Source organism: Paenibacillus mellifer, from assembly GCF_023195895.1.
Classification (GTDB): Bacteria; Bacillota; Bacilli; order Paenibacillales; family Paenibacillaceae; genus Fontibacillus; species Fontibacillus mellifer.
Genome location: NZ_JALPRK010000017.1, coordinates 47289 through 73130 on the forward strand (window position 1 = coordinate 47289; position 25842 = coordinate 73130).

Annotated in this window: 22 protein-coding genes, 1 tRNA gene and 1 other annotated feature; of the genes, 22 read left to right on the forward strand and 1 reads right to left on the reverse strand. The window is 53.1% G+C overall.

The window, feature by feature from the left end; genetic code table 11:
* The first annotated feature begins 159 nt into the window (after nt 1-159).
* The 4 genes from M0651_RS16900 (at nt 160) to M0651_RS16915 (ending at nt 2186) form a co-directional block, all read left to right on the forward strand.
* Nucleotides 160-603, forward strand: coding sequence for a hypothetical protein (locus M0651_RS16900; protein WP_248552902.1), 444 nt, complete (start codon nt 160-162; stop codon nt 601-603).
* Nucleotides 569-763: a GNAT family N-acetyltransferase gene (locus M0651_RS16905; protein WP_248552903.1), complete on the forward strand. Its 195-nt coding sequence runs from the start codon at nt 569-571 to the stop codon at nt 761-763. Before M0651_RS16900 ends, M0651_RS16905 begins: the two co-directional genes overlap by 35 nt.
* Nucleotides 764-853: 90 nt before the next feature.
* Nucleotides 854-1678: an alpha/beta fold hydrolase gene (locus tag M0651_RS16910; RefSeq protein WP_248552904.1), complete on the forward strand. Its 825-nt coding sequence runs from the start codon at nt 854-856 to the stop codon at nt 1676-1678.
* A 79-nt stretch (nt 1679-1757) separates the two neighbouring features.
* Nucleotides 1758-2186 carry a DUF1801 domain-containing protein gene (locus M0651_RS16915; RefSeq protein WP_248552905.1) on the forward strand — a complete coding sequence of 143 codons (429 nt, stop codon included), beginning with the start codon at nt 1758-1760 and terminating at the stop codon, nt 2184-2186.
* Nucleotides 2187-2667: 481 nt separating this feature from the next.
* Here the strand turns inward: M0651_RS16915 and M0651_RS16920 are convergent.
* A tRNA-Arg gene (locus M0651_RS16920) sits at nt 2668-2741 on the reverse strand.
* Between the two features lie 245 nt (nt 2742-2986).
* Between M0651_RS16920 and M0651_RS16925 the strand changes: the two genes are divergently transcribed.
* From M0651_RS16925 to M0651_RS17010, 18 genes are all read left to right on the forward strand, one after another.
* Entirely contained in the window at nt 2987-3874 is an 888-nt protein-coding gene (locus tag M0651_RS16925; protein ID WP_372490980.1) for a hypothetical protein, read from the forward strand.
* 247 nt (nt 3875-4121) lie between these two features.
* Nucleotides 4122-5543: a trigger factor gene (gene tig, locus M0651_RS16930; protein WP_248552906.1), complete on the forward strand. Its 1422-nt coding sequence runs from the start codon at nt 4122-4124 to the stop codon at nt 5541-5543.
* A 255-nt stretch (nt 5544-5798) separates the two neighbouring features.
* Nucleotides 5799-6389, forward strand: a complete 591-nt coding sequence (gene clpP / locus M0651_RS16935) for an ATP-dependent Clp endopeptidase proteolytic subunit ClpP (protein WP_248552907.1) — start codon at nt 5799-5801, stop codon at nt 6387-6389.
* 12 nt (nt 6390-6401) lie between these two features.
* On the forward strand, nt 6402-7658 hold the full coding sequence (gene clpX / locus M0651_RS16940) for an ATP-dependent protease ATP-binding subunit ClpX (protein ID WP_248552908.1): 1257 nt from the start codon (nt 6402-6404) through the stop codon (nt 7656-7658).
* A 126-nt stretch (nt 7659-7784) separates the two neighbouring features.
* Nucleotides 7785-8906 carry a flavodoxin-dependent (E)-4-hydroxy-3-methylbut-2-enyl-diphosphate synthase gene (gene ispG, locus M0651_RS16945; RefSeq protein WP_248552909.1) on the forward strand — a complete coding sequence of 374 codons (1122 nt, stop codon included), beginning with the start codon at nt 7785-7787 and terminating at the stop codon, nt 8904-8906.
* Nucleotides 8907-9166: 260 nt separating this feature from the next.
* A complete protein-coding gene (lonB, locus tag M0651_RS16950) occupies nt 9167-10885 on the forward strand; it encodes an ATP-dependent protease LonB (protein WP_248552910.1) in 1719 nt (572 codons plus the stop codon).
* 148 nt (nt 10886-11033) lie between these two features.
* Nucleotides 11034-13370, forward strand: a complete 2337-nt coding sequence (lon, locus tag M0651_RS16955) for an endopeptidase La (RefSeq protein ID WP_248552911.1) — start codon at nt 11034-11036, stop codon at nt 13368-13370.
* Nucleotides 13371-13422: 52 nt separating this feature from the next.
* On the forward strand, nt 13423-14067 hold the full coding sequence (gene yihA / locus M0651_RS16960) for a ribosome biogenesis GTP-binding protein YihA/YsxC (protein WP_248552956.1): 645 nt from the start codon (nt 13423-13425) through the stop codon (nt 14065-14067).
* A 196-nt stretch (nt 14068-14263) separates the two neighbouring features.
* On the forward strand, nt 14264-14848 hold the full coding sequence (locus tag M0651_RS16965) for a non-ribosomal peptide synthetase module (RefSeq protein ID WP_248552912.1): 585 nt from the start codon (nt 14264-14266) through the stop codon (nt 14846-14848).
* 323 nt (nt 14849-15171) lie between these two features.
* Complete coding sequence (gene speD / locus M0651_RS16970) at nt 15172-15570, forward strand: adenosylmethionine decarboxylase (RefSeq protein ID WP_248552913.1); 399 nt, start codon at nt 15172-15174, stop codon at nt 15568-15570.
* Nucleotides 15571-15775: 205 nt separating this feature from the next.
* Complete coding sequence (gene hemA / locus M0651_RS16975) at nt 15776-17215, forward strand: glutamyl-tRNA reductase (RefSeq protein ID WP_248552914.1); 1440 nt, start codon at nt 15776-15778, stop codon at nt 17213-17215.
* Nucleotides 17216-17398: 183 nt separating this feature from the next.
* Entirely contained in the window at nt 17399-18049 is a 651-nt protein-coding gene (locus M0651_RS16980; RefSeq protein WP_248552915.1) for a precorrin-2 dehydrogenase/sirohydrochlorin ferrochelatase family protein, read from the forward strand.
* 2 nt (nt 18050-18051) lie between these two features.
* On the forward strand, nt 18052-19014 hold the full coding sequence (hemC, locus tag M0651_RS16985) for a hydroxymethylbilane synthase (protein WP_248552916.1): 963 nt from the start codon (nt 18052-18054) through the stop codon (nt 19012-19014).
* 6 nt (nt 19015-19020) lie between these two features.
* Nucleotides 19021-20568, forward strand: a complete 1548-nt coding sequence (gene cobA, locus M0651_RS16990) for a uroporphyrinogen-III C-methyltransferase (RefSeq protein ID WP_248552917.1) — start codon at nt 19021-19023, stop codon at nt 20566-20568.
* 54 nt (nt 20569-20622) lie between these two features.
* Entirely contained in the window at nt 20623-21627 is a 1005-nt protein-coding gene (gene hemB / locus M0651_RS16995; RefSeq protein WP_248552918.1) for a porphobilinogen synthase, read from the forward strand.
* A 46-nt stretch (nt 21628-21673) separates the two neighbouring features.
* Nucleotides 21674-22978: a glutamate-1-semialdehyde 2,1-aminomutase gene (hemL, locus tag M0651_RS17000; RefSeq protein WP_248552919.1), complete on the forward strand. Its 1305-nt coding sequence runs from the start codon at nt 21674-21676 to the stop codon at nt 22976-22978.
* Nucleotides 22975-23904, forward strand: coding sequence for an RluA family pseudouridine synthase (locus tag M0651_RS17005; RefSeq protein ID WP_248552920.1), 930 nt, complete (start codon nt 22975-22977; stop codon nt 23902-23904). Before hemL ends, M0651_RS17005 begins: the two co-directional genes overlap by 4 nt.
* A 122-nt stretch (nt 23905-24026) precedes the next feature.
* Nucleotides 24027-25466: a LysM peptidoglycan-binding domain-containing protein gene (locus M0651_RS17010; RefSeq protein WP_248552921.1), complete on the forward strand. Its 1440-nt coding sequence runs from the start codon at nt 24027-24029 to the stop codon at nt 25464-25466.
* 85 nt (nt 25467-25551) lie between these two features.
* Nucleotides 25552-25812: a binding site (T-box leader), on the forward strand.
* The last annotated feature ends 30 nt before the right edge of the window (nt 25813-25842 follow it).

Sequence of the window (25842 nt, forward strand, 5' to 3'; positions counted from 1 at the left end):
GCTGCCGGCGGTTAAGCGGCCCAAGAGCATCGGTCCAAATGGACCGGTGCTCTTTTTATCGTTGATCCGTTTCGGGAAGGAGCGTCAATTCATCCTCCAGAAGGTTCTGCAGGCATACCGCCTCATTATATAGTAGAAAAAAACGCAGGAGGCTCGGGAATGATGGGGGACTTCGTGATATCTAACTTGGCGGAGCTGGGAGACGAGGAGGCCAGGCAGGCGGCCGATATCTTTGTGGAGGGATTTTACGACTCGCTGCGCATTTTCTCTGCGGATTCCGGTAAGCTGGCGAAGGCGCTGATGCATGCGATGGTCAGGGAACAGTTTTTCGTTGCGCTGGAAGAGGGAAAAGTGCTGGGAATCTTCGCTTATTCAGCGGGACGGAAACGCCCTTTTCGGTTTCACCGGGCGATGCTCCGGCGCGAGCTTGGCTGGCTTAGGGGGACCTTGTTCTATAACTTAGTTCGGAAAGAGTTGGAAAAACCATTGGATTTAGCGGATCGCCAGTGCTATTTTGAGGCGGTCGCAACGGCGAAGGAAGCGCGGGGGCGGGGGGGGGGCCAGCCGGTTGAACGACGAGCTCGTAACCCGTTTGGGATATGAGGATTATTTTCTGGAGGTCGTCGACACCAATACCGCTGCAATCCGGTTGTACGAGAAACTGGGGTTCGTCGAATTTCGGCGAAAGCCGCAGCGCTGTTTTCGGAAGCAGGCTGGATTCAACGCCCGGATCTATATGAGATGGATGCAAAGCAGGGGATGACCTGAATGGATGGAGATGGGAAAAAAGGTCTGTACAGGAACATACATTCGATTTATGATGTGAGAAGAAGATGTAAGGGAGAGTGGTTGTATGCCTTATTGCAAGGTTAGCCAAGCGGAATTGTACTATGAAGAAATCGGTTCGGGCTACCCCATCGTGCTAATTCACGGGTTTACGCCCGATCACCGGCTGATGAGCGGCTGTATGGAACCGGTGTTCCAGGAACGGCCGGGGTGGCGGCGAATCTACCTTGATTTGCCGGGAATGGGCCGTTCTCGCAGTTATGCGGATATCGAGAGTACGGACGGGATGCTGGAAGCAGTATTGGAGTTGATCGACAAGCTGGTTCCGGAATCGCGGTTTGCGGTTGCCGGCGAGTCGTACGGCGGGTACTTGACGAGGGGAATCATAGCGCGTAATCCTGAACGAGTCGAGGGGGCTGCGTTCATTTGTCCGATGATCGTGGCGGAGAACGACCAACGAGATCTGCCGATACATAAAGTCGTGCATGAGGATCCTGCGCTGAAGGTCGAACTGCAACCCGAGGAGTACGAGGATTTTCGCGCGATGGGAGCTGTTTTGACTCAACACACCTGGACGCGTTATGCAAACGAGATCGTACCCGGGTGCCGTCTGGCGGATGCGGCTTTTTTGGACAAGATCCGGGCGCGGTACGGGTTTTCTTTTCCGGTCGACCTAGAAGAGTTTGGCGCTCCTTCGTTATTCCTGCTCGGCAGGCAGGATGCGGCGGTCGGTTACGCGGATGCGCTCCGTCTATTGGAACAGTATCCTCGCGGCACGTTTGCCGTCATGGATCGAGCGGGGCACAACTTACAAATTGAACAAGAAGGCGCGTTTAATGCGTTGATGAACGAGTGGCTGGACCGGATTGAGGAAGATAGAGATAAGGAATAATGGATGTATTGCGACTGGTTAGCCTTACGCAGGGACTAGATTGGCGAACGGTTAAGGTTCTTGAAGGAGTTGTTCCGGAATGTACGAGTTGAAGACCAAAGAAAACGACAATAGCGTCATCGAATTCATCGAACAGGTGGCCGATGCCAAGAAGAAGGAGGATGCCTATCGGTTACTCGACGTCTTTACGGAAACGACCGGATGTCCGGCCCGTATGTGGGGCACCAGCATCATCGGATTCGGCTCCTATCATTACAAATACGCCTCCGGCCATGAAGGCGATGCGCCGCTGGTTGGCTTCTCGCCTCGGAAGGCGAAGATCAGTCTTTATCTCGCGCTGGACGATCCGGGTTGGGATGCCCTGCTCGAATCGTTCGGGAAGCACACACGAGGGAAGGGATGCGTCTATATCAATAAAGTCAGCGACATTGATGTGGACGTGCTGCGTACGTTGATCCGGCAGTCGGTTGAGCTGCTCCATAGGCTATATCCGAACGATGGCGAATAGCCGGTTACTTCCGCTTAGCCCTTCTGCGAAACGGTGTGTGTATCGAGATAGTGGTGGACGCGGGGCGAGTAGGGTAGCCAAGAAGTTTTGTTCGAATTGTATGCGAAAAATCGAATAGAATTTGCTTGGTTGCGGCACTTTGGGTGGATTATATCTGAAATTTCATACCTATTTGGCCTGACGGAGGTCGGAAGTCCGAAATCTATATGAAATATCGAATAGAATTCGCGTTATTAGCCGTACAAGCCTCAATATATATGAAATTTCGTATACATTTCGCCCTGTATGACGAAATCGCTGGTTGCCTCAACGTTTCTGGAGAGTCGTCCCAGTCGGGGGACTCTCGCAGCGCACGAGGCTCCGCTTGACCACCCTGCTGGCGCGGGCGGTCTCGCTCCGACGCCCCCCCCCCCCATCGGGGGTTCTCGCCCTCCATGGGAACGCAAAAAAGCACTCTCCATTAGGAGAGTGCTTTTTGTTACGTCCCAGGAGGGATTCGAACCCCCGACCGACGGCTTAGAAGGCCGTTGCTCTATCCAGCTGAGCTACTGGGACACCTTAAATATGAAAAACACAAGCAAAAAATATTATATCATAGGAAGTGTTCGGGATCAATAACCCATATGATAAAATTGGCAAGAGCGTTACAAATGAATAATCTAAGCGTCAGGGTTAGGCACCCAAACCGGGGGTTTTTGTCTTCGCCGGGGACTATGCTATAATCTCAATTAATTGCTATTCGGAGGAAAGGAGGTGCCCTTATTAGCAGTTCACGACCCGATGAGAAAGACAACATCGTCTTGTTTCCAAAAACACTGGATTACTATCAGATCGAATTAACCCGCATGCTGGAGACGGAAAGATACGGGGAGGCCGTAGAACTTCTGCAATTCCTGCTTCAATGCCAAGGTGAGGATCCTCGCCATTATGAGGAATGGCAGGCTTTGCTTGACTGGCTGATCGGCGCATTTCCCGCGCTGAAGAACGGCATGTCGGACTCACAAGGTCTCGAGGAAGAGGATGAAACCGAAGAAATGCTGGCACGCCGGCTCGCGGAGGCCAAATTGGCTGAAGATGCGGGTTATGCGGACAAATTATTACATACCGTAAGGGATAAACCGCTGTCTGAGCAGACGTTCTTAGCTCTCGAACAGCTCGCCTATCTGGATCGGCCAGAAGTCGACGATGCACTGATCGGATGGATTACCCGGGAAGAGCTTCACCCGCTGCTCCAATACCGGGTGCTGCAAACGCTGCGGCGCCGCGGAACGACGGGAACGCTGGTGTTTACACGCGGAGGGGAACGGGTGGAAGTGGAGATTGAAGCCGTCCCGCTAAAGCCCGATGACTTCCCCCCAGCTGTACAGTCCGTATTGGACCGGGTAGGAGATCAGACGCAGGTTCACGATCCGACTCTTTTTTATTTTGCCCAAGAGTTATGGTCGCAGTTCGTGATGGTTTTATACGGAACGGTGGATTATCGCTCGCTCCTTAGCGAGGAAGATACGGTGATCGATATTTGGGCTGCGGCTTTACATCAGATGGTGGCGGATAGCTTGTCCGGCAGTCAAACCGATGAGGAGATTCGCGCGATGTACGGGATTACCGACGGGCTGCGGCTTCGTTATGAGCAGATCTGCCGGTCGCTTGGCAAATTCGTCGCTTCGGGTCGGCTTCGCGGAATATAGCGGATGGAACCTTAAAAGGATCAATCTATGAAGCTTGCAAAATGCGTTCGTCTCACCCAATACCTGGCTGAGGATCCGCTCTTGTAAAAAGATGTTTTGTTGTTTATAATATAATGGTTATTCTGATCGTGCTCATAGAGACAGCTATACTGGAACCCTAATGCAAGATGCCTCGAAATAGCTGCTTTATTCGCGATTCGGTTTCAGTATTTAAAGTATATGTGAAATTTGGAGGGGAAGGCATAAAATGAAAGCAACTTGGGAAAAAATAGAGAAGAACCTCGGCGTTCTCGAGGTTGAAGTGGAGGCGGACCGTGTAGCCGCCGCACTGGATAAAGCTTTTCAAAAAGTAGCAAAGAGAGCAAACGTACCTGGTTTCCGTAAAGGTAAAGTGCCTCGGCCGATTTTTGAAGCGCGTTTTGGCGTGGAAAGCTTGTATCAAGATGCCATCGACATCTTGCTGCCTGAAGTGTACAGCGAAGCTGTCGACCAAACGGATATTTTCCCTGTGGATCGTCCAGAAGTTGACGTTGAGCAATTTGCTAAAGGACAACCTTTCAAGTTCAAAGCAAAAATCACCGTTAAACCTGAAGTGAAGCTTGGCGAATACAAAGGCGTTGAAGTTCCTGCTGTTACCGTTGAAGTAAGCGAAGAGGAACTGAACAGTGAACTGGAGCGTCTGCAACAACGTCATGCAGAACTTGTTGTGGTTGATGAAGAACCTGCCCAAAACGGGGATACGGTTGTTATCGACTTTGACGGTTCCGTAGACGGTGTGCCTTTCGAAGGCGGTCAAGCAGAACGTTATTCCCTGGAGCTTGGAAGCAACACGTTTATTCCTGGGTTCGAGGAGCAAGTGGTTGGACTGGCTACCGGCGACTTCAAGGACGTAACGGTAACTTTCCCGGACACGTACCATGCGGAAGAACTGGCTGGCAAAGAAGCCGTGTTCAAAGTGAAAGTGCATGAAATCAAACGCAAACAACTGCCTGAATTGGACGACGAGTTCGCGAAAGACGTTAGCGAATTCGATACGCTTGCCGAGTTCAAGGAAGATCTGAAGAAACAACTGAGCTCCCGCAAAGAACAAGAAGCCAAGGCAACCCGTGAAGGTGCGCTCGTTGACAAAATCGGTGAAAATGCGGAAGTGGAAATTCCGGAAGCCATGATCAATGGCGAAGTGGATAACATGGTCCGTGACTTTGATAACCGTCTTCGCTCGCAAGGCATGAACCTGGATATGTTCCTGGGCTTCTCCGGCCAAACGGTAGACGACCTCAGAGGACAAATGCAGGGAGACGCGGAGAAACGCGTTCGCAACAACCTGGTGCTTGAGGCCATCGCGAAAGCTGAGAAGATTGAAGTCACTCAAGACGAAATCAACAAAGAACTGAACGATATGGCGGAAGCGTACAAGCGTACGCCGGAAGAAATCCGCAACATTTTGGCGGCAAACGGTTCTTTGGGCAGCTTGAACGAGGAAGTTCTGATCCGCAAGACGATTGAGTTCCTGCTGGAGAACAGCAAGGAAGTTCCGGCCGAGCAAGCGGAAGCAAAGACCAAAGAAGCTAAACCGGCTGCAAAGAAAACGACGAAAAAATCGACGAAAGCTGAATCAAAAGCTGACGCCGACAAAACAGAAGCCGAAGAAGCCCAAGACGAGGAGTAATACACTCCTTCCTTGAACCCGCTTCTTTGAATACATCATGATAAAAGTTAGGGCACGTATGATAAAATGCGTGCCTTAATTTTTCATCTCCGAACGATACATTTATTTCCATTACGCACGGGACAAGCCTTAGGTTATATAATGTGTAAAAACAAACATAAACTGTACGGGGCGAAAAATGACATGGGGCTTCGAACATGATAGAATGTTTTACGTAAGCGTAAGGGAAATTGAAAAGGAAAAGAGGTTGGTCGCATGAGTCTGGTACCTATGGTCGTAGAACAAACGAATCGAGGAGAACGGTCGTACGACATCTATTCAAGACTCCTTAAAGATCGCATTATTTTTCTCAGCAACGCTATTGATGATGAAGTTGCCAATCTCGTGATTGCCCAACTTTTGTTTCTGGCGGCCGAAGATCCTGAGAAAGATATTCACCTGTACATCAATTCTCCGGGTGGTTCTGTTACCGCGGGGATGGGTATATATGATACAATGCAGTTTATCAAACCCGATGTGTCCACGATCTGCGTGGGTATGGCGGCCAGTATGGGATCGCTGCTGCTGACAGCAGGGGCCCCGGGTAAACGTTTCGCGCTTCCAAACAGCGAAGTGATGATTCATCAGCCGCTCGGCGGCGTTCGCGGTCAGGCTACGGATATCAAGATCCATGCCGACTGGATCATCAAGACGAGACAAAAGCTGAACCAGATCTATGTAGATCGAACGGGTCAACCCCTTGAAAAAATCGAGCGCGATACGGACCGCGACTTCTTCATGAGCGCGGATGAAGCCAAGGACTACGGGATTATCGACCAGGTTATCTCCAAGCCCACTAATCTATAAAGGGGTGTTTACATGTTTAAGTTTAACGATGAAAAAGGACAACTGAAGTGTTCGTTCTGTGGTAAATCGCAAGAACAGGTACGCAAGCTTGTTGCCGGACCCGGCGTTTATATATGCGACGAATGTATTGAGCTGTGCACGGAAATCGTGGAAGAAGAGCTTGGCCACGAGGAAGAGCTGGATCTCAAGGAAATTCCGAAACCGAAGGAAATCCGCGATATTCTAGACCAGTACGTCATCGGCCAAGAGCAAGCGAAGAAATCGCTGTCCGTTGCGGTATACAACCACTACAAACGGGTGAACACGCAAAGCAAAATTGAGGATGTCGAGCTGCAGAAGAGTAATATTTTGCTGCTGGGTCCTACGGGTTCGGGGAAAACCCTGCTTGCCCAAACGATGGCTAAAATCCTGAACGTACCGTTTGCGATCGCCGATGCGACTTCCTTGACCGAAGCCGGTTATGTCGGTGAAGACGTCGAGAATATTCTGCTGAAGCTGATTCAAGCTGCGGATTATGACGTGGAAAAAGCGGAACGCGGCATCATTTACATCGATGAAATCGATAAAGTGGCGCGCAAGTCGGAGAATCCTTCGATTACCCGCGACGTCTCCGGCGAAGGTGTTCAGCAGGCGCTGCTGAAAATTCTCGAAGGCACGGTCGCTTCCGTTCCTCCGCAAGGCGGACGTAAACATCCGCATCAGGAGTTTATCCAAATCGATACGACGAACATTTTGTTCATTTGCGGCGGTGCGTTTGACGGTCTGGAGCAAATGATCAAACGCCGGATCGGTAAGAAAGTGATTGGCTTTAATGCGGTCAGCGACGGGCAAAAGGAACTCAAACCGGGCGAATACCTGTCGATGGTATTGCCGGAAGACCTGCTGAAATTCGGGTTGATCCCAGAATTCGTAGGCCGTTTGCCGGTCATCTCGACCCTCGAGCCGCTGGATGAGAAGACGCTGGTGCGTATTTTGTCCGAACCGAAGAATGCTTTGGTGAAGCAATACCAGAAGCTGCTCGAGCTGGACAATGTCAACCTGCAGTTTGAACCGAAGGCGCTGGAAGCGATCGCTCGCGAAGCGATTAAGCGGAATACCGGGGCGCGCGGTCTTCGTGCGATCATTGAGGGCATAATGCTTGACGTGATGTATGAAGTACCGTCCCGCGACGATATTTCCGACTGCGTCATCACCGAGAAGGTCGTTCAGGAGAAAACCGTTCCTGAATTGGCCGCTAAGCCAAACAAGAAACAAGAAGAAAGCGCGTAAGCGGGAGAACTGCTTTATCGCGGTAAAATAAAGGTCAAGGTTCTCCACCTTTGCGGATGTCGTGCCCCAAGAATAGGCGCAAGACCCGCGGGGGTGGAGCTTTGATCGTTATGGGAGAGACCAGACATGACATTCTTGAGACAAGATACGCGGCCGGTCAAAGTGGGGAACCTGACGATCGGCGGCAGCAACGAAGTGATCATTCAAAGCATGTGTACGACGAAAACGGCGGACGTCGAAGCGACAGTCGCCGAAATCCTCCGGTTGGAGGAAGCGGGTTGCCAGTTAGTACGCGTGACGGTGAACAATGAGGAAGCGGCTGCGGCGATCAAGGAAATCAAGAAACGGATTCATATCCCATTGGTCGCGGACATTCACTTCAACTACAAGCTGGCGCTGCTGGCGATCGAAAACGGTATCGATAAGGTCCGGATTAATCCGGGTAATATCGGACGCCGGGAGAAGGTCGAAGCCGTTGTTAAAGCTTGTAAAGAGCGTGGCATCCCCATTCGGATCGGGGTCAACGCCGGATCACTCGAGAACCATTTACTTGAGAAATACGGGTATCCGACACCGGAAGCGATGGTGGAAAGTGCTTTGTTCCACATCGGCATTCTGGAGGAGCTTGACTTCCATGACATCATCGTTTCACTGAAAGCGTCGGATGTTCCGATGGCGATCGCAGCTTACACCAAAGCAGCTGAGGTGATTCCTTACCCGCTGCATCTGGGGATTACGGAAGCCGGAACTTTGTTCTCCGGTACGGTTAAGAGTGCAGCCGGTATCGGTGCTCTCTTGTCGATGGGGATCGGCTCAACCGTTCGTATCTCGCTGAGTGCGGATCCGGTTGAGGAAGTGAAAGTAGCGCGCGAGCTGTTGAAGACGTTTGGCTTGATCACCAATGCGGCGACGCTCGTCTCTTGCCCAACCTGCGGCCGATTGGATATCGACCTGTTCTCCATCGCCAATGAGGTGGAGGCTTATATTTCGAACCTGAAGGTGCCGATCAAGGTATCTGTTCTTGGCTGCGCCGTCAATGGCCCGGGGGAAGCGCGCGAAGCGGACATCGGCATTGCCGGTGCACGCGGCGAAGGACTGCTATTCCGTTACGGAGAAATGATTCGCAAAGTGCCGGAAGACGAGCTGCTGAACGAATTGAAGAAAGAAATCGATCATATCGTGGAGGTGTACGAAGCGACCGGCGAAATTCCGGGACGCAAGGAACACCGTGCCCACGCGAAAGCATAGTGAGATTTTAACCAAAGCCGCAACCTGCCTTTCCGAGCAGGTTGCGGCTTTTTTGGCTTTTCTCTTTAAAGTACGGGTTATTATCTATTCCGAATTTAGTTGATCAAATAACCTGGCGGCAAGAGCGATCAGAAGCCCAAACGTTTCTCGGAGTTGCCGTACAGCCGTACTTTAAAACTCCTTGTTTTACCTTGGAGCGAAAAGGCTATACTACCAAGTATCAGTCAATGAGTAGTCTAAGTGTGGGAGGCGTAACGCATATGGATTTGAATGTTATCCTGATGGCGGTCCAAATGTTCTTTGCCGTGGTCATCGGGCTTTATTTCTGGAATCAGCTGCGCAGTCAAAAAGGAAACCGGATGGCGGTAGACCGGGAATCACGCAAGGAAATGGAGAAACTGCGCAAGCTACGGGCCGTTTCGCTCACCAAGCCGCTTGCGGAACGGACCCGTCCCGCCTCGATGAACGACATCGTGGGGCAGAAGGACGGATTGCGTGCGCTTAAAGCGGCACTGTGCAGCGCCAACCCGCAGCATGTCATCATTTACGGGCCGCCGGGCGTAGGCAAAACGGCAGCGGCACGTGTCGTCATGGAGGAGGCCAAGAAAAATCCGGTCTCTCCCTTTAAAACCGATGCCAAGTTTATGGAGATTGATGCTACCATCGCCCGTTTTGACGAGCGGGGGATCGCTGACCCGTTGATCGGTTCAGTGCATGATCCGATTTATCAAGGGGCGGGAGCTATGGGGGTTGCCGGCATTCCGCAGCCCAAACCCGGTGCGGTTACGAAAGCTCATGGCGGCATATTGTTTATTGATGAGATCGGCGAATTGCATTCCATTCAAATGAATAAACTGTTGAAGGTCTTGGAGGACCGCAAGGTTTTTCTGGAGAGTGCGTATTATAACTCAGAGGATGCAAATACGCCAGCGTATATCCACGATATTTTTCAAAACGGTCTGCCTGCGGATTTCCGTCTGGTTGGAGCGACAACCCGCTCGCCGCAGGAGATTCCAGCCGCCTTGCGTTCGCGGTGCATGGAAATCTATTTCCGACCGTTGCTGCCGGAGGAAATAGCCCAAATTGCTGACGATGCCGTGAAGCGGATCGGGTTCCAGCCTTGTCCGGAAGCGGTGGAGGTCATCAAGAAATACGCGACCAACGGCCGCGAAGCTGTGAATATGGTGCAATTGGCCGCCGGTCTTGCCCTTACCGAGAAGCGCGACCATCTGTTAGCGTCGGATCTAGAATGGGTGGCGACAAGCAGCCAGCTTGCGCCGCGTCCGGACCGCAAAATCCCGGCACAGCCTGCGGTTGGCGTTGTCAACGGCCTAGCCGTATATGGCGCGAACATGGGCACATTGCTGGAGATCGAAGCGACAGCTGTTCCAGCTGAAAAGGGCAAAGGCACCTACAATATGACCGGTGTTGTGGACGAAGAGGAAATTGGCGGAGGCAGCCGTACGTTACGCCGCAAGAGTATGGCGAAAGGTTCGGTGGAGAACGTTCTGACCGTTCTGCAGCGGATCGGCTTGAATCCATCGAACTATCACCTTCATATCAATTTCCCGGGCGGGACCCCGATCGACGGTCCGTCCGCCGGGTTAGCGATCGCCACCGCTATCGCGTCGGCGATCAAACAAGTACCGGTGAACCATCAGATTGCGATGACCGGCGAGTTAGGGATCCATGGCAAAGTGAAGCCGGTTGGCGGCGTTGTGGCCAAAGTGGAGGCAGCTTTTCAGGCAGGCGCGACAACAGTATTGATTCCAAAGGACAACTGGCAGACGTTGTTTGAAGGTTTGGAAGGGCTGCAGGTCATAGCCGTCGAGACTTTAGGAGATGTGTTCCGCCATGTTTTTGGTCCCGAAGCGGAGAAGAACCTGGAACTGCCGGTTGGCGGCGATCTGTTTGCCCCGGTAGCTGCTCCAGCGCCTTTCCTGCATGCGGAGTCCCCTTCGCAAGGCGGGGCGATGTAATCGGGCAAGATAGGAATTCGAAAACGTCCAGCTCGTTTGCTTTCCGGGGGGCGGCTGCCTGAAGCAGCCGCTCCTCGTTGGTGTTTTTATGTAACATTTGCTAAAATAGCAATGATATCAACAGAGAACGTTTGGAGGTGCATAAGCGATGGGACCCCATAAATCCAAAGGCCGGCGTTTCCCGCTGCTACCGCTGCGCGGTCTGCTCGTCTATCCAAGCATGGTGCTGCACTTGGACGTAGGACGGGAGAAATCCGTGAAGGCGCTGGAGAAAGCAATGGTCGAAGATAATCTGATTCTCCTCTGTTCTCAATCGGAAGTGAACATAGAAGAACCGACCCAGGAAGATATCTTTCGCATCGGCACCGTCGCAAAGGTGCGCCAGATGCTGAAATTGCCGAACGGCACGATTCGGGTGCTGGTGGAAGGCATGGAACGCGCGGAAATTATCGAATATTTGGATAATGACGAATATTATGAGGTTATGGCCAAGGAACGCCCGGAGGAAGAAACGGTCGATCCCGAAGTGGACGCGCTCATGCGTACGGTGTTAACCCAATTCGAACATTATATCAATTTATCCAAGAAGGTCACGCCAGAGACGCTGGCTGCGGTATCGGACATTGAAGAAGCCGGACGCTTGGCAGACGTCATTACCAGCCATTTGTCGTTGAAAATCAAAGATAAGCAGGAAATCCTCGAAACGATCGATGTCCGTAAGCGGATGGAGAAGCTGCTCGACATCTTGAATAACGAGCGCGAAGTGCTTGAGCTGGAACGCAAAATCAACCAACGCGTTAAGAAACAGATGGAGAAGACGCAGAAGGAATATTATTTGCGCGAGCAAATGAAAGCGATCCAGAAGGAGCTCGGCGAGAAGGAAGGCCGGGCCGGAGAAGCGGAAGAGCTGCGGACCCAACTCGAGGAGAAGGGGCTGCCGGAGAACGTCCGGGAGAAGGTCGAGAAGGAAATCGATCGCCTGGAGAAAATGCCGGCCAGCTCGGCGGAAGGCGGTGTCATCCGCAACTACGTGGATTGGCTACTTAGCTTGCCGTGGAGTAATAAGACCGAGGATGATCTGGATCTCGCCAAAGCGGAGCAGGTGCTGAACGAAGATCATTATGGCCTGGATAAACCGAAAGAACGGGTCCTGGAATATTTGGCTGTGCAGAAGCTGGTCAAAAAGCTGAAGGGACCGATTCTTTGCCTGGTAGGACCACCGGGGGTCGGGAAAACGTCGCTGGCTCGTTCGATCGCCCGTTCACTGGGCCGTGAATTCGTTCGGATTTCGCTAGGCGGCGTGCGGGACGAGGCGGAGATCCGTGGACACCGCCGCACTTACGTCGGTGCTATGCCGGGACGGATTATTCAGGGCATGAAAACAGCGGGCACGCTGAATCCGGTTTTTCTGTTAGACGAAATCGACAAGATGGCCTCCGATTTCCGCGGCGATCCCTCATCGGCGTTGCTCGAGGTATTGGATCCGGAGCAAAATAACACCTTCTCCGATCATTTTATCGAAGTTCCGTTTGATCTTTCGAACGTGATGTTTATTACGACCGCCAACGCGGTGCATAACATTCCGCGTCCGCTGCTCGATCGGATGGAAACGCTGTTTATACCCGGATATACGGAGCTGGAGAAACTCCAGATCGCAAACCGATATTTACTGCCGAAACAAAAACGCGAGCATGGGCTGGAAACGGAGCAGCTGGAGGTCGGCGAAGACGTGCTGCTGAAAGTGATCCGCGAATATACTCGCGAATCCGGCGTCCGTAATTTGGAGCAACAGGTGGCTGCACTGTGCCGCAAGGCTGCGAAGCAGATCGTTTCCGAAGACAAGGAGCAAATCGTCATCACCCCGGACACCCTGAAGGATCACCTCGGTGTGGCGAAATTTCGCTACGGCATGGCTGAGCTGGAGGATCAAATCGGTACCGTGACCGGTCTGGCTTGGACGGAAGTCGGCGGAGAAACACTGGTGATCGAGGTGACGGTCGTACCAGGTGCCGGGAAGCTCACATTAACCGGTAAACTGGGTGATGTCATGAAGGAATCCGCGCAGGCGGCCTTCAGTTATACTCGTTCCAAAGCGGCGGAGCTCGGGATTCCGCTTGATTTTCACGAGAAAAACGATATTCACATTCATATCCCCGAAGGGGCCATTCCGAAAGACGGTCCCTCGGCAGGAATTACAATCGCAACTGCGTTAATCTCGGCATTGACTAACCGCCACGTCTCCAAGGACGTCGCCATGACTGGCGAAATCACATTGCGCGGACGCGTGCTGCCGATCGGTGGATTGAAAGAGAAATCGCTCGCCGCGCATCGCGCGGGCTACCGCAAGGTCCTGATGCCGAAGGACAACGAGCGCGATCTGCGCGATATTCCGGACAGCGTGAAGGATGATCTGGAATTCGTGCCGGTGTCCCATATGGACCAAGTACTCGAGCATGCCCTCGTGGAACATCCCGAAGTGCACTAGCATGAAAGGCGCGGCGCAAGCTTCTACCGCCGCTTAAGAGAGGAATTGAATGATGAAAGTAACCAAGGCTGAATTTATTATCAGCGCCGTCGGCCCCAACCAATATCCTGAAGACGCCTTGCCAGAGATTGCTCTGGCAGGGCGTTCCAATGTGGGCAAATCGTCGCTGATCAACCGAATGATAAACCGTAAGAATCTGGCGCGTACGAGCTCGACACCCGGTAAAACCCAGCATCTCAACTATTACCGGATCAACGATCGGGTTTATTTTGTGGACGTGCCCGGCTATGGGTATGCCAAAGTATCCAAGACACAACGTGAGGTCTGGGGGAAAATGATCGAGAAATATTTGCAGGAGCGGGAGACGCTTAAGCTGGTTCTGCAGATTATCGATCTTCGGCATCCGCCGACCAAAGACGACGAGCTGATGTACGATTGGCTGAAGGCATTCGATCTTCCCGTTTGCGTCGTTGCCACCAAAGCGGACAAGATTCCAAAATCGCGATGGCAGAAGCATTTGAAGATCGTCAAGGAAGGACTGGTCCTGCGGGCAGGCGATCCGCTGATTCTCTTTTCCGCAGAAGAGGGGATTGGGAAGGATGAGTTATGGGCGCAGATCGCACATTATGCTGAGCTTTCGGAGGAGACAGAGTTGGTGAGCCCAGAGGCTGCCGAGGCCGAAAATGGAAAAAGTTAAGAATTCGTTGGATGCGGAAGGGATTTGAAGCAGTTTCAGCAGGAAAGTGAGCATGCAGCGGGATTGTTCAGGTTAAAAACGGCTTAATGCCGTTTTTTCTGGAAAATGGCAAGAATTCACGTTTTGGCGGCTGAGCGTACGGCTGGAATCGTAGTGTATAATTATGATAAAGCGATTTAGAATTGAGGAGATTTGTATGGCTCAGCGGTTAGCCACAGAGTATGTCAATGCCAGTATGCGTTTAACGGAAGTCCAGATGTCGCAGTTTGTTCACAAAGTATACGATCCTCACGTTCGCCAACGAGTCAAGGTGTTGGATAACGGCGGGCAGGAGGTCATGCTGGAGGATGACGGCGGAGAAGAAGTGCATCTGCCATTTGAACGTGTTGACGGATATTATGTCTGCGAAATGTCTTTCCGCTTGGAAAAACCCCATTTAACGAACGTAATGAGACTGTTGTTCGCGGCGTTTAAAGGCTCCGGCATGGTCACCCGAATTTATAACGGATTCATGATGATGTATTATTATCAGGAAGGCCGGGTTCGCAAAATCGTCGAGTATTCCCGAGATTCCTATAAGCTGGTGTTTGAATTCAAGGATGCGACGATGGAGCTGCAGCAGGTGTACCGGAATAACGATGTCGAGCTGGAAATCGCTCGGATCCGCAAGGACGTGAATGCTCTGCTTGACCAACGATTTATTGCAAGTGAAGCGGATGTGGATCATATCGACGATCAATTGCGCCACTGCTCGCGGAGATTGTTCGTTCTCGAGGCTTAATAAATTGATGCTGATCCTCCTCTTAACGGCTGTCACCAGGGAGAGGGCGGCAACATAATGTACTAGTGATAACTACCCTGATATCAGGGTAGTTTTTTAATCGAAATCTCGCGGGTCGATGCGGGATTTCCGCCTGAAAAAATAGGTTGCATTTGTCCTCAAGAGATGTTATTTTTAATCTCGTTGAAAAGAATATAGGAACCAGGATTCACTCAGGACATGGAGATGTTGCGAGAGATTTTTCCCTCGGGAAGTGAATGACGTAGGTCCTAGCGGATGAAATTTTTTCAAACATTTTGTTCCTAGGAAGGGGGATCCGGAGGATGGAATATTCAACTTTCGGAAGACACGTTGCCGTTGATGCTTGGGGAGTCGACTTTGAGGTGCTGAACAACGCAGGGTTGTTGGAAGCTCATTTGGTGGAAGCGGCGGAAGCTTGCGGAGCCACCGTGTTGTCCATCCAATCCAGACAGTTCGAGCCGCAGGGTACCACTGTTCTTGTGATGTTGTCGGAAAGCCATCTCTCGATTCACACGTATCCTGAGAGAGGGTTTGCTGCCATTGATTGCTACACCTGCGGGGAATGGGTTGATCCGCAGCTGGCGATTGATTACCTGATGTCCGTTTTGAATCCGGATAAAACCTACGCAAAGAAGCTGATTCGCGGAATGGGCGAACTGGAAATCGCCGAACCGGGCTCGAATCAGGCTGAATTCGTATAACCCTTAATAGATAATCGGAAATTTGGATAAAATAGGATAACCATGGAGCTTCCATGGTTATTTGTTTTGACGGTATGAAATTCATAAATAATTCATAAAAAACTCATAGAAATCGCCGGGGAGTTTGGGGCTACTGTGATATAATTAACATAGTTTGTTTTCAGTAAATGCTAACGACATCTATTTCAAGGCAGGTGAACTTGCAATGCACATCGTCGTAGTTGGGTTAAACTATCGGACGGCGCCTGTGGAAGTCAGGGAACGCTTTTCTTTTGCGGACAAGGATATGCCGCAAGCGCTGCAGGAGCTCTTACGCACCAAGAGTGTATTGGAAGGCGTGATTATCGCCACCTGCAATCGTACAGAAATCTACGTTGTAGTCGATCGTCTGCACATGTGCGGGGCGTTTATTCGCAGTTTCATGGAACGCTGGTTCGGCGTTCCTCGCGAAGAATTTACCCGCCATTTATATATGTATGAAGATGAACAAGCGATTCGCCATTTATTCCGTGTCGCTTGTGGTTTGGATTCGATGGTGCTGGGGGAAACGCAAATCCTCGGCCAGGTCAAGAATGCGTTTCTGGTGTCGCAAAGTGAGAAAGGAACCGGAACTTGGTTTAACATGCTGTTTAAACAAGCAGTAACGCTGGGCAAACGGGCTCATTCCGAGACGGCGATCGGCGAAAGTGCCGTTTCGATCAGCTACGCAGCCGTCGAGTTGGGCAAACGGATATTCGGCAGCTTTGAGGGGAAACGCGTGTTGATCCTTGGTGCCGGTAAAATGAGCGAGCTGACGGCCAAACATCTGAGCGGTGCCGGTGCAGAAGAGGTGCTGGTGGCCAATCGGACTTATGCTCGTGCTCAGGAGCTTGCCGCGAAATGCGAAGGCGTGCCTTGCACGATGCAGGAAGCGATGATGCGACTCGAAGAGGTCGATATTCTAATCAGCTCAACCGGAGCGGAAGGATATGTCATCACTTCGGCACAGGTTGCCCGGAGTATGAAAGGGCGACAAGATCGCCCGTTGTTTATGATTGATATCGCCGTACCGCGCGATATTGAGCCGGCCATCGGCGAGCTGGATCAGGTATTCCTGTATGATATCGACGATCTGGAAGGGATCGTGGAGAGCAATATGGAGATGCGCCGTGCGGAAGCGGTCAAGATCGAAGTAATGATCGAGGAAGAAATGGCTGCCTTTGCAACCTGGCTGCAAACGCTAGGTGTGAAGCCGGTTATCCGAGCGCTGCAGGAGAAGGCTTCCGATATTCATGAAAGCACGCTGGACAGTCTGTTCAACAAGCTGCCGGAGCTGGATGAAAGGCAACGCAAAGTGATCCGGCGCCTGACCAAGAGCATCCTGAACCAAATGATGCATGATCCGATCAATCGGATCAAGGAACTGGCTGGGGAAACTCAAGGCACGGAAGCCTTGGAGCTGTTTACCCAAATCTTTGCGCTCGAGGAACGTTTGGATGCACCAAATGAAGCGCCGTCCGGCAAGGAGACCTCGGCTTCTTTGGAAACGCGAGAGATTCTGCCGCCCCGGGAGTCCGATGACGTAACGGATCTCCAAGATGTGGTTTCCGGCCGGATCCCTTTTGAGCCGGAGCCTTCGCTGCCGCTGGCGAAGGTATCCGTATAAACTTGATAGGCTAAACTGCGAGAACGCCCTGAGCCCTCTGCCGTATGCACCCGAATCGCAAGGCTGATTCGACGCTGATGCGGATGGCAAAGGGCTTTTTTTGAAGGGATGAAACATGGAAAAATGCGGCAGGGTAGGGTATGCTATTAACGAGTTGAAGAGAAGTGTCGGGAGTGATACGCCTTGCCTTATTATGTACCCGTCCTGTTAAATTTGGCGGACCGTCGCTGTGTTGTGATCGGAGGCGGGCCGGTTGCCGAGCGAAAGGTGACAATGCTGGCGGATGCGGGAGCAGAAACGGTTGTAGTAAGTCCTGACGTCACAGATGGTCTGCTGCGGCTCCTCCATGAGCATCATCGAGTCGTTTGGATCCAACGCGAGTATCAACGTGGGGATTTGGCCGGTGCGTTCTTGGCCTACGCCGCGACGAATCGGCCAGAAGTGAACGCCGCGGTTGCTGCCGAGGCCGAGGCGGAGGGGGTTCCGATGAACGACGCCGGAGATGGCGCGCGAGGAAGTATGATAACTCCCGGCGTTCTGCGGCGCGGCGGGCTGGTGGTGGCCGTTTCTACCTCAGGGGCGGGACCGACGGCGGCGCGGGAGCTGATTCGGGAGATTGACGAACAATTTGGAGAGAATTACGAGAAGTATATTGACTTTTTAAGCTCCGCGCGGGCTTTCATTAAAGAGCGGATCAGCGATCCCGGCAGGCGAAAACGTCTATTTCGGAGATTAGCCGAGACCGATATTATGTCCTCGATCCGAGGAGGGAGCTTCCAACCGTGGAATGAAGCGGCGATGATAACCTGGATCGAGGAACAGACGGAGGAATAAGCATGACAAAACGAACGATTGTGGTGGGGACGAGACAAAGCCAACTGGCACTAACACAGACGGGACATGTCATCGATGATTTGAAGGCGTTGTGCCGGGAGCATCACCTGCAATTTGATTTTGAAATCCGTAAGATTGTGACCAAGGGCGATCGGATCCTGGATGTGACCTTATCCAAAGTTGGTGGCAAAGGATTATTTGTAAAGGAAATCGAACAGGCGATGTTGGATAAGGAAATTGACCTGGCGGTACATAGTATGAAGGATATGCCGTCCGTGTTGCCGGACGGACTGATCAACGGTGCGGTACCGCGGAGGGTAGACCCGCGGGATGCGCTGATATCGAGAAACAACCTAAGTCTTGACGAACTGCCGCAAGGCGCCAAGGTAGGGACCAGCAGCTTACGCCGCGCCAGCCAATTGAAGGCTTATCGTCCGGATCTCGTGCTCGAGCCGATCCGCGGGAATATCGATTCCCGTTTGCGCAAGTTGGAGGAGGAGGGCTTCGATGCGATAATTTTGGCGGCGGCCGGGTTGCTTCGGATGGGCTGGGAGCATCGAATTACGGCCTATCTCCCGGCGGAGGTTTGTCTTCCAGCGGTTGGTCAAGGGGCGCTTGGGATCGAATGCCGCGAAGACGATGCTGAGGTTCGCCATCTCTTATCCTTATACAACGATTCGGAAACAGCGGTAACGGTGGCCGCAGAACGTCGTTTCCTCGGCGTGCTGAATGGAGGCTGCCAGGTGCCGATTGGGGCCTACGCGACGTTACTGCCGGATGAAGGAGCCTCCGATTCAAGCGGCCGCCAGCGTCTACAATTGACAGGGATGGTCGGCTCAGCGGATGGAGCGAAGATTTTGAAGGAGAGCGCGGAAGGGGTGGATCCAACTGAACTAGGCGAGCAGGTTGCCGGTCGGTTGATCTCCCTGGGAGCAGCGGCATTATTACAAGAAACCGGGGAGTGATGGAGAATGGCCGGTAAAGTTTATCTGGTTGGCGCGGGACCCGGAGATGCAAGATTGATTACACTGAAAGGGCTCGATTGCCTGGAAAAAGGCGATGTCATCGTATATGATCGTCTGGCCAATCCGAGTCTGTTGAAAAGAACGAAACCCGGGGCGGAAAAAATCTACGTTGGCAAACGAACCGATCGTCACACGATGAAGCAAGAGCATATCAATCAGCTGCTGGTCGATTTGGCGCTTGAGGGCAAAACGGTAGTTCGCCTGAAAGGCGGGGACCCGACGATCTTCGGACGCGTTGGTGAGGAGGCTGAACTGCTCCGCAGGCATGGCATCCCGTATGAAATCGTGCCGGGGATCACCGCTGCGATCTCAGTACCTGCCTACGCCGGTATTCCGGTAACCCACCGGGATATGGCTTCGTCCGTGTCGATCATTACGGGGCATGAGAGCCCGGATAAACTCGACTTGTCGATCAATTGGGAAAAAGTGACCAACGCGACCGGCACGCTGGTGTTTATGATGGGCGTAGCGAATATCGGTCATATCAGCAAACAGCTGATCCATTATGGACGCCCGCCCGAAACGCCGGTCGCCCTTATCCGTTGGGGGACAAGGGCGGAGCAGGAGACGCTGATCGGCACGCTTGCCGATATTGAGCAGAAAGTTCGCGAAGCTGACTTCAAACCGCCGGCCGTTACGGTCGTTGGCGAGGTTGTGGCTCAGCGCGAGCAGCTCAAGTGGGCGGAATCGTTGCCGTTGTTCGGCAAGCGCATTCTCGTCACCCGCTCGCGTTCGCAGGCGAGCGAACTGGTGCGCGGCATCGAGGAGCTTGGCGGAGAGCCATACGAGTTCCCCGTTATCGACATCGTGATGCCGGAAGGCCGCGAGTTGACTCATACCGACGATGCACTGGCACAGCTGGAACAATACGATTGGGTATTCTTTACGAGCGTGAACGGCGTCGAGTATTTCTTCTCGCACCTGGAGAGACTGGGGAAAGACGTACGGGGCCTGCACAAAGCGAGAATCGCGGCCGTAGGGCCGGCGACGCAAGCGGCGCTGCGCCAGCACGGTATCGCAGCGGAAGGCTTGCCGGGCAAGTTCCAGGCCGAGGGCCTGATGGAAACCTTCGGCAGTGAACTGCAGTCGGGGCAGCACGTATTGCTGCCGCGCGGCGATCTCGCCCGTGCCTGGCTGCCCGCTGCCCTAAGTGAGCAGGGCTTAACCGTCACCGAAGCGGTCATGTACCAAACGGTGCCTGCCGGGGAAACGGACGACGAGCTGTTGAAGATGCTTGAAAAAGGACGGATCCATGCCGTTACCTTTACCAGTTCATCAACGGTGACGAACCTGCTGGCTGCACTTAGCGCCATGGGCGTGGCTGATCCAGCCGCGGCGCTGCGGGACGTGGACATCGCCTGCATCGGACCGGTTACGGCCAAAACGGCGGAGGACGCCGGTCTGAACGTGACGATTCTTGCAGAAGAAGCAACCATCGACAGCCTGATTCAATCGCTGTGCGCCTGGAAAGAACGGAGCACTCCGGCGGAGTGAATGGATTTAACAGCACGGGGGTGCCCCGTGTTACATACTAGGAGGGTACAAACCATGAATTTTCCTATCGTAAGACATCGCCGTCTGCGTCAGTCGGCCGCCATTCGCGGGATGGTACGTGAAACGGTTCTGACGGTGGACGACTTTATTCAACCGATCTTCGTGGCTTATGGGAGCGGCGTTAAGAATGAAATCTCGTCGATGCCCGGGGTTTTTCATTTTTCGCTCGACACGCTGGAGGAAGAGGTAAAGGAGATCGTTGATCTGGGTATTCCAGCGGTGCTGTTGTTTGGGATTCCGGAAACGAAAGACAGCGTGGGCACCTCGGCTTACGCGGAGGACGGTATCGTTCAGGAAGCGACACGAATCATTAAGTCACGGTATCCGGATTTACTGGTTGTTGCCGATACCTGTTTGTGCGAATTCACCGACCACGGGCATTGCGGCATGGTACATACGTTTGAACGTGACGGGCATGTATGCGGGGACGTGATGAACGACGAGTCGCTGGAGCTGTTGGTGAAAACCGCCGTCTCCCAAGCACGTGCGGGCGCCGACATCATCGCCCCGTCCAACATGATGGACGGATTTGTGCAAGCCATCCGTTCCGGGCTCGACGAAGCCGACTTCAGCCATGTGCCGATTATGTCGTATTCCGTCAAATACGCTTCCGCCTTTTACGGGCCGTTCCGTGAAGCGGCCGACTCGGCGCCGCAGTTCGGCGACCGGAAGACGTACCAGATGGACCCGGCCAACGTCCGCGAGGCATTGCGGGAAGCGGAATCCGATGTGATGGAAGGCGCGGATATGCTGATGGTCAAGCCGGCGCTGGCCTTTATGGATATTTTGCGCTTGCTGCGCGATCAGTTTGATTTGCCGCTGGTTGCCTATAACGTGAGCGGTGAATATTCGATGGTTAAAGCAGCTGCTCAGCAAGGCTGGATCAACGAGCGAGCGATCGTCACCGAAATGCTGCTTGGCATGAAGCGGGCAGGCGCGGATATCATCATTACGTATTTTGCCAAAGATATGGCACGCTGGCTGCGCGAGAAGCAATAAGCTTCGCCGAGTATCGGCTTTACTGAAGAGCTTAGGAGGGGTATCGATGAGCATGGACACAATAGGCCGGCGGGGCGACGAACGATCGCGGTTGGCCTTTGAAGAAGCGAAGAAGGTCTTGCCCGGCGGTGTCAACAGCCCGGTGAGGGCGTTTAAATCCGTTGGCTTGACGCCAATGTATATCGAACATGGGAGCGGTTCTCGGATCTACGACATCGATGGCAACAGCTTTATCGATTATGTGGGTTCCTGGGGCCCGCTGATTATGGGTCATGCTCATCCGGAGGTGGTTCAAGCCCTGCAGGAGACGGCCGCCAAAGGGACAAGCTTTGGAGCGCCTACACTGCTGGAGACGCAAATGGCCCAACTGGTTGCGAAGCGTGTGCCTTCGATTGATGTCGTGCGCATGGTCAACTCAGGGACTGAAGCCACCATGAGCGCGATTCGTCTGGCGCGGGGGTATACCGGCCGCAGTAAAATCATGAAATTCGAGGGCTCTTACCACGGTCATGCCGACAGTCTGCTGATCAAAGCGGGCTCCGGTGTTGCCACGTTGGGATTGCCGGACAGCCCGGGTGTACCGGAGGGCGTCGCCGCCAATACGATTGCGGTGCCATATAACGACCTGGCCTCTGTAGAGCTGGCGTTTGAACGTTTCGGCGAGGAGATTGCCGGCGTGATCGTCGAGCCGGTGGCCGGGAACATGGGTGTCGTACCGCCGTTGCCGGGATTCCTTGAAGGTTTGCGCCGGATCACCGAGCAATACGGCAGCTTGCTGATTTTCGACGAAGTCATGACAGGCTTCCGTGTTGGTCTGAACTGTGCGCAAGGACGCTTTGGCATCACGCCGGACCTGACCTGCCTCGGCAAAGTCATCGGGGGGGGATTGCCTGTCGGAGCGTATGGCGGAAAACGTGAAATTATGGAGCAAATCGCGCCAAGCGGGCCGATTTATCAAGCCGGGACGCTAAGCGGAAACCCGCTGGCGATGGTTGCGGGTTATACGACGTTGTCGTTGCTCACTCCGGAAGTATACGATCGCCTGGAACGCCTGTCGGCGAAGCTGGAAGAGGGCTTCACACGCAACGCCAAGGAACGGGGGATTCCGTGCACGATAAATCGCGTTGGCTCGATGGTTTGCCCGTTCTTTACGGAGGAGAGAGTTATCAATTACGATACGGCCAAAACGAGCGACCTCGACCTGTTCCGCCGTTATTTCGCGGCACTGCTTGAGCAAGGCATCAACGTAGCACCTTCGCAGTTCGAAGGCATGTTCGTCTCGGGCGTGCATACCGATGAAGATATCGAACTGACGATCGAAGCGCATCGGTTGGCGTTGCAAAAGCTGTGAGCCGTAAACTATCGTGGACCCGGCGCGGGGAATGGCTTGAACTGATGCCTGGCAAACTGCCTTTGCGCGAAGGGCAGAACCGTCTGGATGCAGCGGCGGCTTGGCTGGAGGAGGAGCTGCTGGCTCCTCCTAAGCTGCTGCGTAAGCTGCGGGCCGAAGATGGTATCAAGCTCGCCGGAGATCGTTTGAGGTTGCTGGCATTTCCGCCTAGAGCTTCACAATATGCTCCGCTTGAGGCGGAGCTTCCGCTTTTATATGAGGACGATTTTTGCCTTGTCGTGCACAAGCCGGCAGGGCTTAAGGTCCATCCGGACGGCGGCGAAACTTCTAGCCAGCCGCTGGTTTCGCCAGACACGCTCGCCAACCGCGTTGCCGGGTGGTATGCCGCCCTTGGTGAGCCTGTCGCCGCTGCACATATTCACCGGCTTGATGAAGATACGTCAGGACCGGTGTTGTTTGCCAAAAATGAATATGCCCATTTGAAGCTGGATGAAGCGATGAGCCGCAAAGCGATCGACCGGACCTACATTGCGTTCGTACAAGGGATCGTTAGCCCTGAGCTTAAAGTGATCGATCAGCCGATCGGCCGGGACCGGCATCATAACCAGCGGCGCCGGGTTTCTCCCGGCGGCAAACCGGCTGTAACGCATGTAGAGCGGTTGGAGGTTTATCCGAACCATGGCATAAGTCTTGTTCGGCTCACCTTGGAAACCGGTCGGACCCATCAAATTCGCGTCCATCTGAGCGCGGCGGGTCACCCGCTTGTGGGTGACGCGCTGTATGGCGGTAGTACGAAGTGGCTGTCTCATCAGGCGCTGCATGGGGAACGTTTGTCGTTCCCGCACCCGTTCTCAGGAGATGCGGTGGAGCTTGACGATCCGTGGCCCCCGGCGTTGATTCATCTCCGCGATCGCTTTAGAGGTTAATCTAGCGCGTGGGTAAAAAGCTGGCATGCACTCCTATTTTAAGCATATAGATTAAACGAGGATGATTTGGATCATGATTCATCGATTTTAAATCACGTTTGGATATGCTGAAGGGAGGTAACATGTTGGCTGATCAATCCTATGGTCTCAGGTTTGATATTTACGAGCGCATACATCTTTCTGAAGATGTGATCGGCATTGAAGAGTTAGAGGAGATCGAGCTCTATCCGAAAATCCAGGTAATTCCCGGGGAAGAGTATGCCGCGCTGCGCGGCCATTTGCTGTTGTCGGGGTTATACCGGGGAGAAGGAGAGACACGGGAGCTTGCGCACTATATTCCCGTCGAAATCACGATCCCGCTAAGTCGGGTTAATCGGTTGGAGGATATCACGGTCGAAATTGAGAATTTCGACGTTGACCTGCTCAGTTCGCGCAGCTTGAATATTACAGGCGTATTGTCGCTTCAAGGTGTAGAGACTTCCTCTTTGTTGGCCGAGCAAGATGCCTGGAAGGATCGGGAGTTTACAACGGCCCATGTCGTATCCGCCATCCGAGGCGACGAGCCGGAAGCGAACTTGGATACGGACACGGCGGAGTTGGCGGCTTTCGAAACGGAAGAGGAATCAGGACCAGATCCTATCCGTCCAGAGCCATTGCTTACCGATGAGGTGCGCCAGGAGCCGGTATTCTCTTGGAATTCGTTAGCGCGCGAGGATGCAAATGTAGAGCAAGAGCCGGGAGCAGAACTGGATTTGGAACTGGCGCAAGAAGATTCAGAGGTTCCGCATGTCCCTCAATTTGCTTCGTGGCAGGCGTTTCCGGATGATATGCTGAATGCCCAGAAACGAAATGCGGACGAGCCGCAGGAGGTCCCAGTCTGGACCGAAGACGTATCGGCATTCCAGGAGTCCAACCCTTGGACGGACAAGGAATCCGTTGCGTACTTTGGTGCTTCTGCGGAAGCCTTTGCGGAGCATGCGGAGGAATCGGACGCCAACATATGGTTTAAGGATGAGGTTCGCCCATCGGAGGAATTCCAGGCGACCGATCGTGCCAGTGAGTCCGTAGAAGTTGAAGCGGCGGAGTCTGGGGCTGCGTTCGAATTAGGTGAAGAGGACGCTGGAACACCAAACGAGGCCCTTGCTGAGGCCGCGGGTGAGCCTGAAGCGGCCGTTGAGGCGGACCATCAGCCAGAAGAGAAGAAAGAAATGAAGATCGCTCTGGGGGCTAAAAAAGGGGACGAAAGCGGAAGAGAAAGCTTTGGGTTAACGAAGTTAATCTCTTCCTCCTCGCGGGTAATCCAGGAAGCGCTGGAGGACGCCTCGGAGCTGCCGATTGCTGGCAGTGATCAGGGAGAAGGCGAAGAACTGCGGTGGAAGAACCTGTTTATCAGTAACGAAGATCAAACTCCTTTCCGCACAGTACGGCTGGTCATCGTGCAGCGCGAGGAAACGCTGGACGATATCGCTCAGCGCTACCACTTAAGTTCGCGGGAGCTGCAGTTGTATAACCGACTCGCTGAGCACCAGGTCAATGAGGGACAAATCTTGTACATTCCATAAAGTTTAGACTGCGAAAAAAGGCGGATGATTGACTCCCGTTCCTTTCCAAGTTATGATAATATAGATTCAAGCAATTAGATCTATGGCAAAGACTTGGAACGGGAAGAGTAGGCAGCATACCCTTCAGAGAGCGGAACCCACGGCTGAGAGATTCCGCAGGACATGTAGCTCGCCGAAGTCGCCCGGGAGTTGTCCGTTTGAGGCAGTTTTTACGATGGTTAGAACGGACCGGTAGCAGCCGTTATCTGCATGAGTGTCGCATGTCATGTGCCGGTTGCCGGAAGGCTCGGATACCGATGTGCGAAACAAAGGTGGTACCGCGAAAGTAAAGCCTTTCGTCCTTTGAGACGAAAGGCTTTTTTTGTTTTTCTTAGAC

Coding starts and splice junctions, on each gene's coding strand:
- hemB (WP_248552918.1), top strand. CDS start 20,623: ATGAATTTTCCTATCGTAAGACATCGCCGTCTGCGTCAGTCGGCCGCC.
- tig (WP_248552906.1), top strand. CDS start 4,122: ATGAAAGCAACTTGGGAAAAAATAGAGAAGAACCTCGGCGTTCTCGAG.
- ispG (WP_248552909.1), top strand. CDS start 7,785: ATGACATTCTTGAGACAAGATACGCGGCCGGTCAAAGTGGGGAACCTG.
- speD (WP_248552913.1), top strand. CDS start 15,172: ATGGAATATTCAACTTTCGGAAGACACGTTGCCGTTGATGCTTGGGGA.
- clpX (WP_248552908.1), top strand. CDS start 6,402: ATGTTTAAGTTTAACGATGAAAAAGGACAACTGAAGTGTTCGTTCTGT.
- yihA (WP_248552956.1), top strand. CDS start 13,423: ATGAAAGTAACCAAGGCTGAATTTATTATCAGCGCCGTCGGCCCCAAC.
- lon (WP_248552911.1), top strand. CDS start 11,034: ATGGGACCCCATAAATCCAAAGGCCGGCGTTTCCCGCTGCTACCGCTG.
- hemL (WP_248552919.1), top strand. CDS start 21,674: ATGAGCATGGACACAATAGGCCGGCGGGGCGACGAACGATCGCGGTTG.
- cobA (WP_248552917.1), top strand. CDS start 19,021: ATGGCCGGTAAAGTTTATCTGGTTGGCGCGGGACCCGGAGATGCAAGA.
- hemC (WP_248552916.1), top strand. CDS start 18,052: ATGACAAAACGAACGATTGTGGTGGGGACGAGACAAAGCCAACTGGCA.
- clpP (WP_248552907.1), top strand. CDS start 5,799: ATGAGTCTGGTACCTATGGTCGTAGAACAAACGAATCGAGGAGAACGG.
- hemA (WP_248552914.1), top strand. CDS start 15,776: ATGCACATCGTCGTAGTTGGGTTAAACTATCGGACGGCGCCTGTGGAA.
- M0651_RS16910 (WP_248552904.1), top strand. CDS start 854: ATGCCTTATTGCAAGGTTAGCCAAGCGGAATTGTACTATGAAGAAATC.
- M0651_RS16965 (WP_248552912.1), top strand. CDS start 14,264: ATGGCTCAGCGGTTAGCCACAGAGTATGTCAATGCCAGTATGCGTTTA.
- M0651_RS16915 (WP_248552905.1), top strand. CDS start 1,758: ATGTACGAGTTGAAGACCAAAGAAAACGACAATAGCGTCATCGAATTC.
- M0651_RS17010 (WP_248552921.1), top strand. CDS start 24,027: ATGTTGGCTGATCAATCCTATGGTCTCAGGTTTGATATTTACGAGCGC.
- M0651_RS16900 (WP_248552902.1), top strand. CDS start 160: ATGATGGGGGACTTCGTGATATCTAACTTGGCGGAGCTGGGAGACGAG.
- lonB (WP_248552910.1), top strand. CDS start 9,167: ATGGATTTGAATGTTATCCTGATGGCGGTCCAAATGTTCTTTGCCGTG.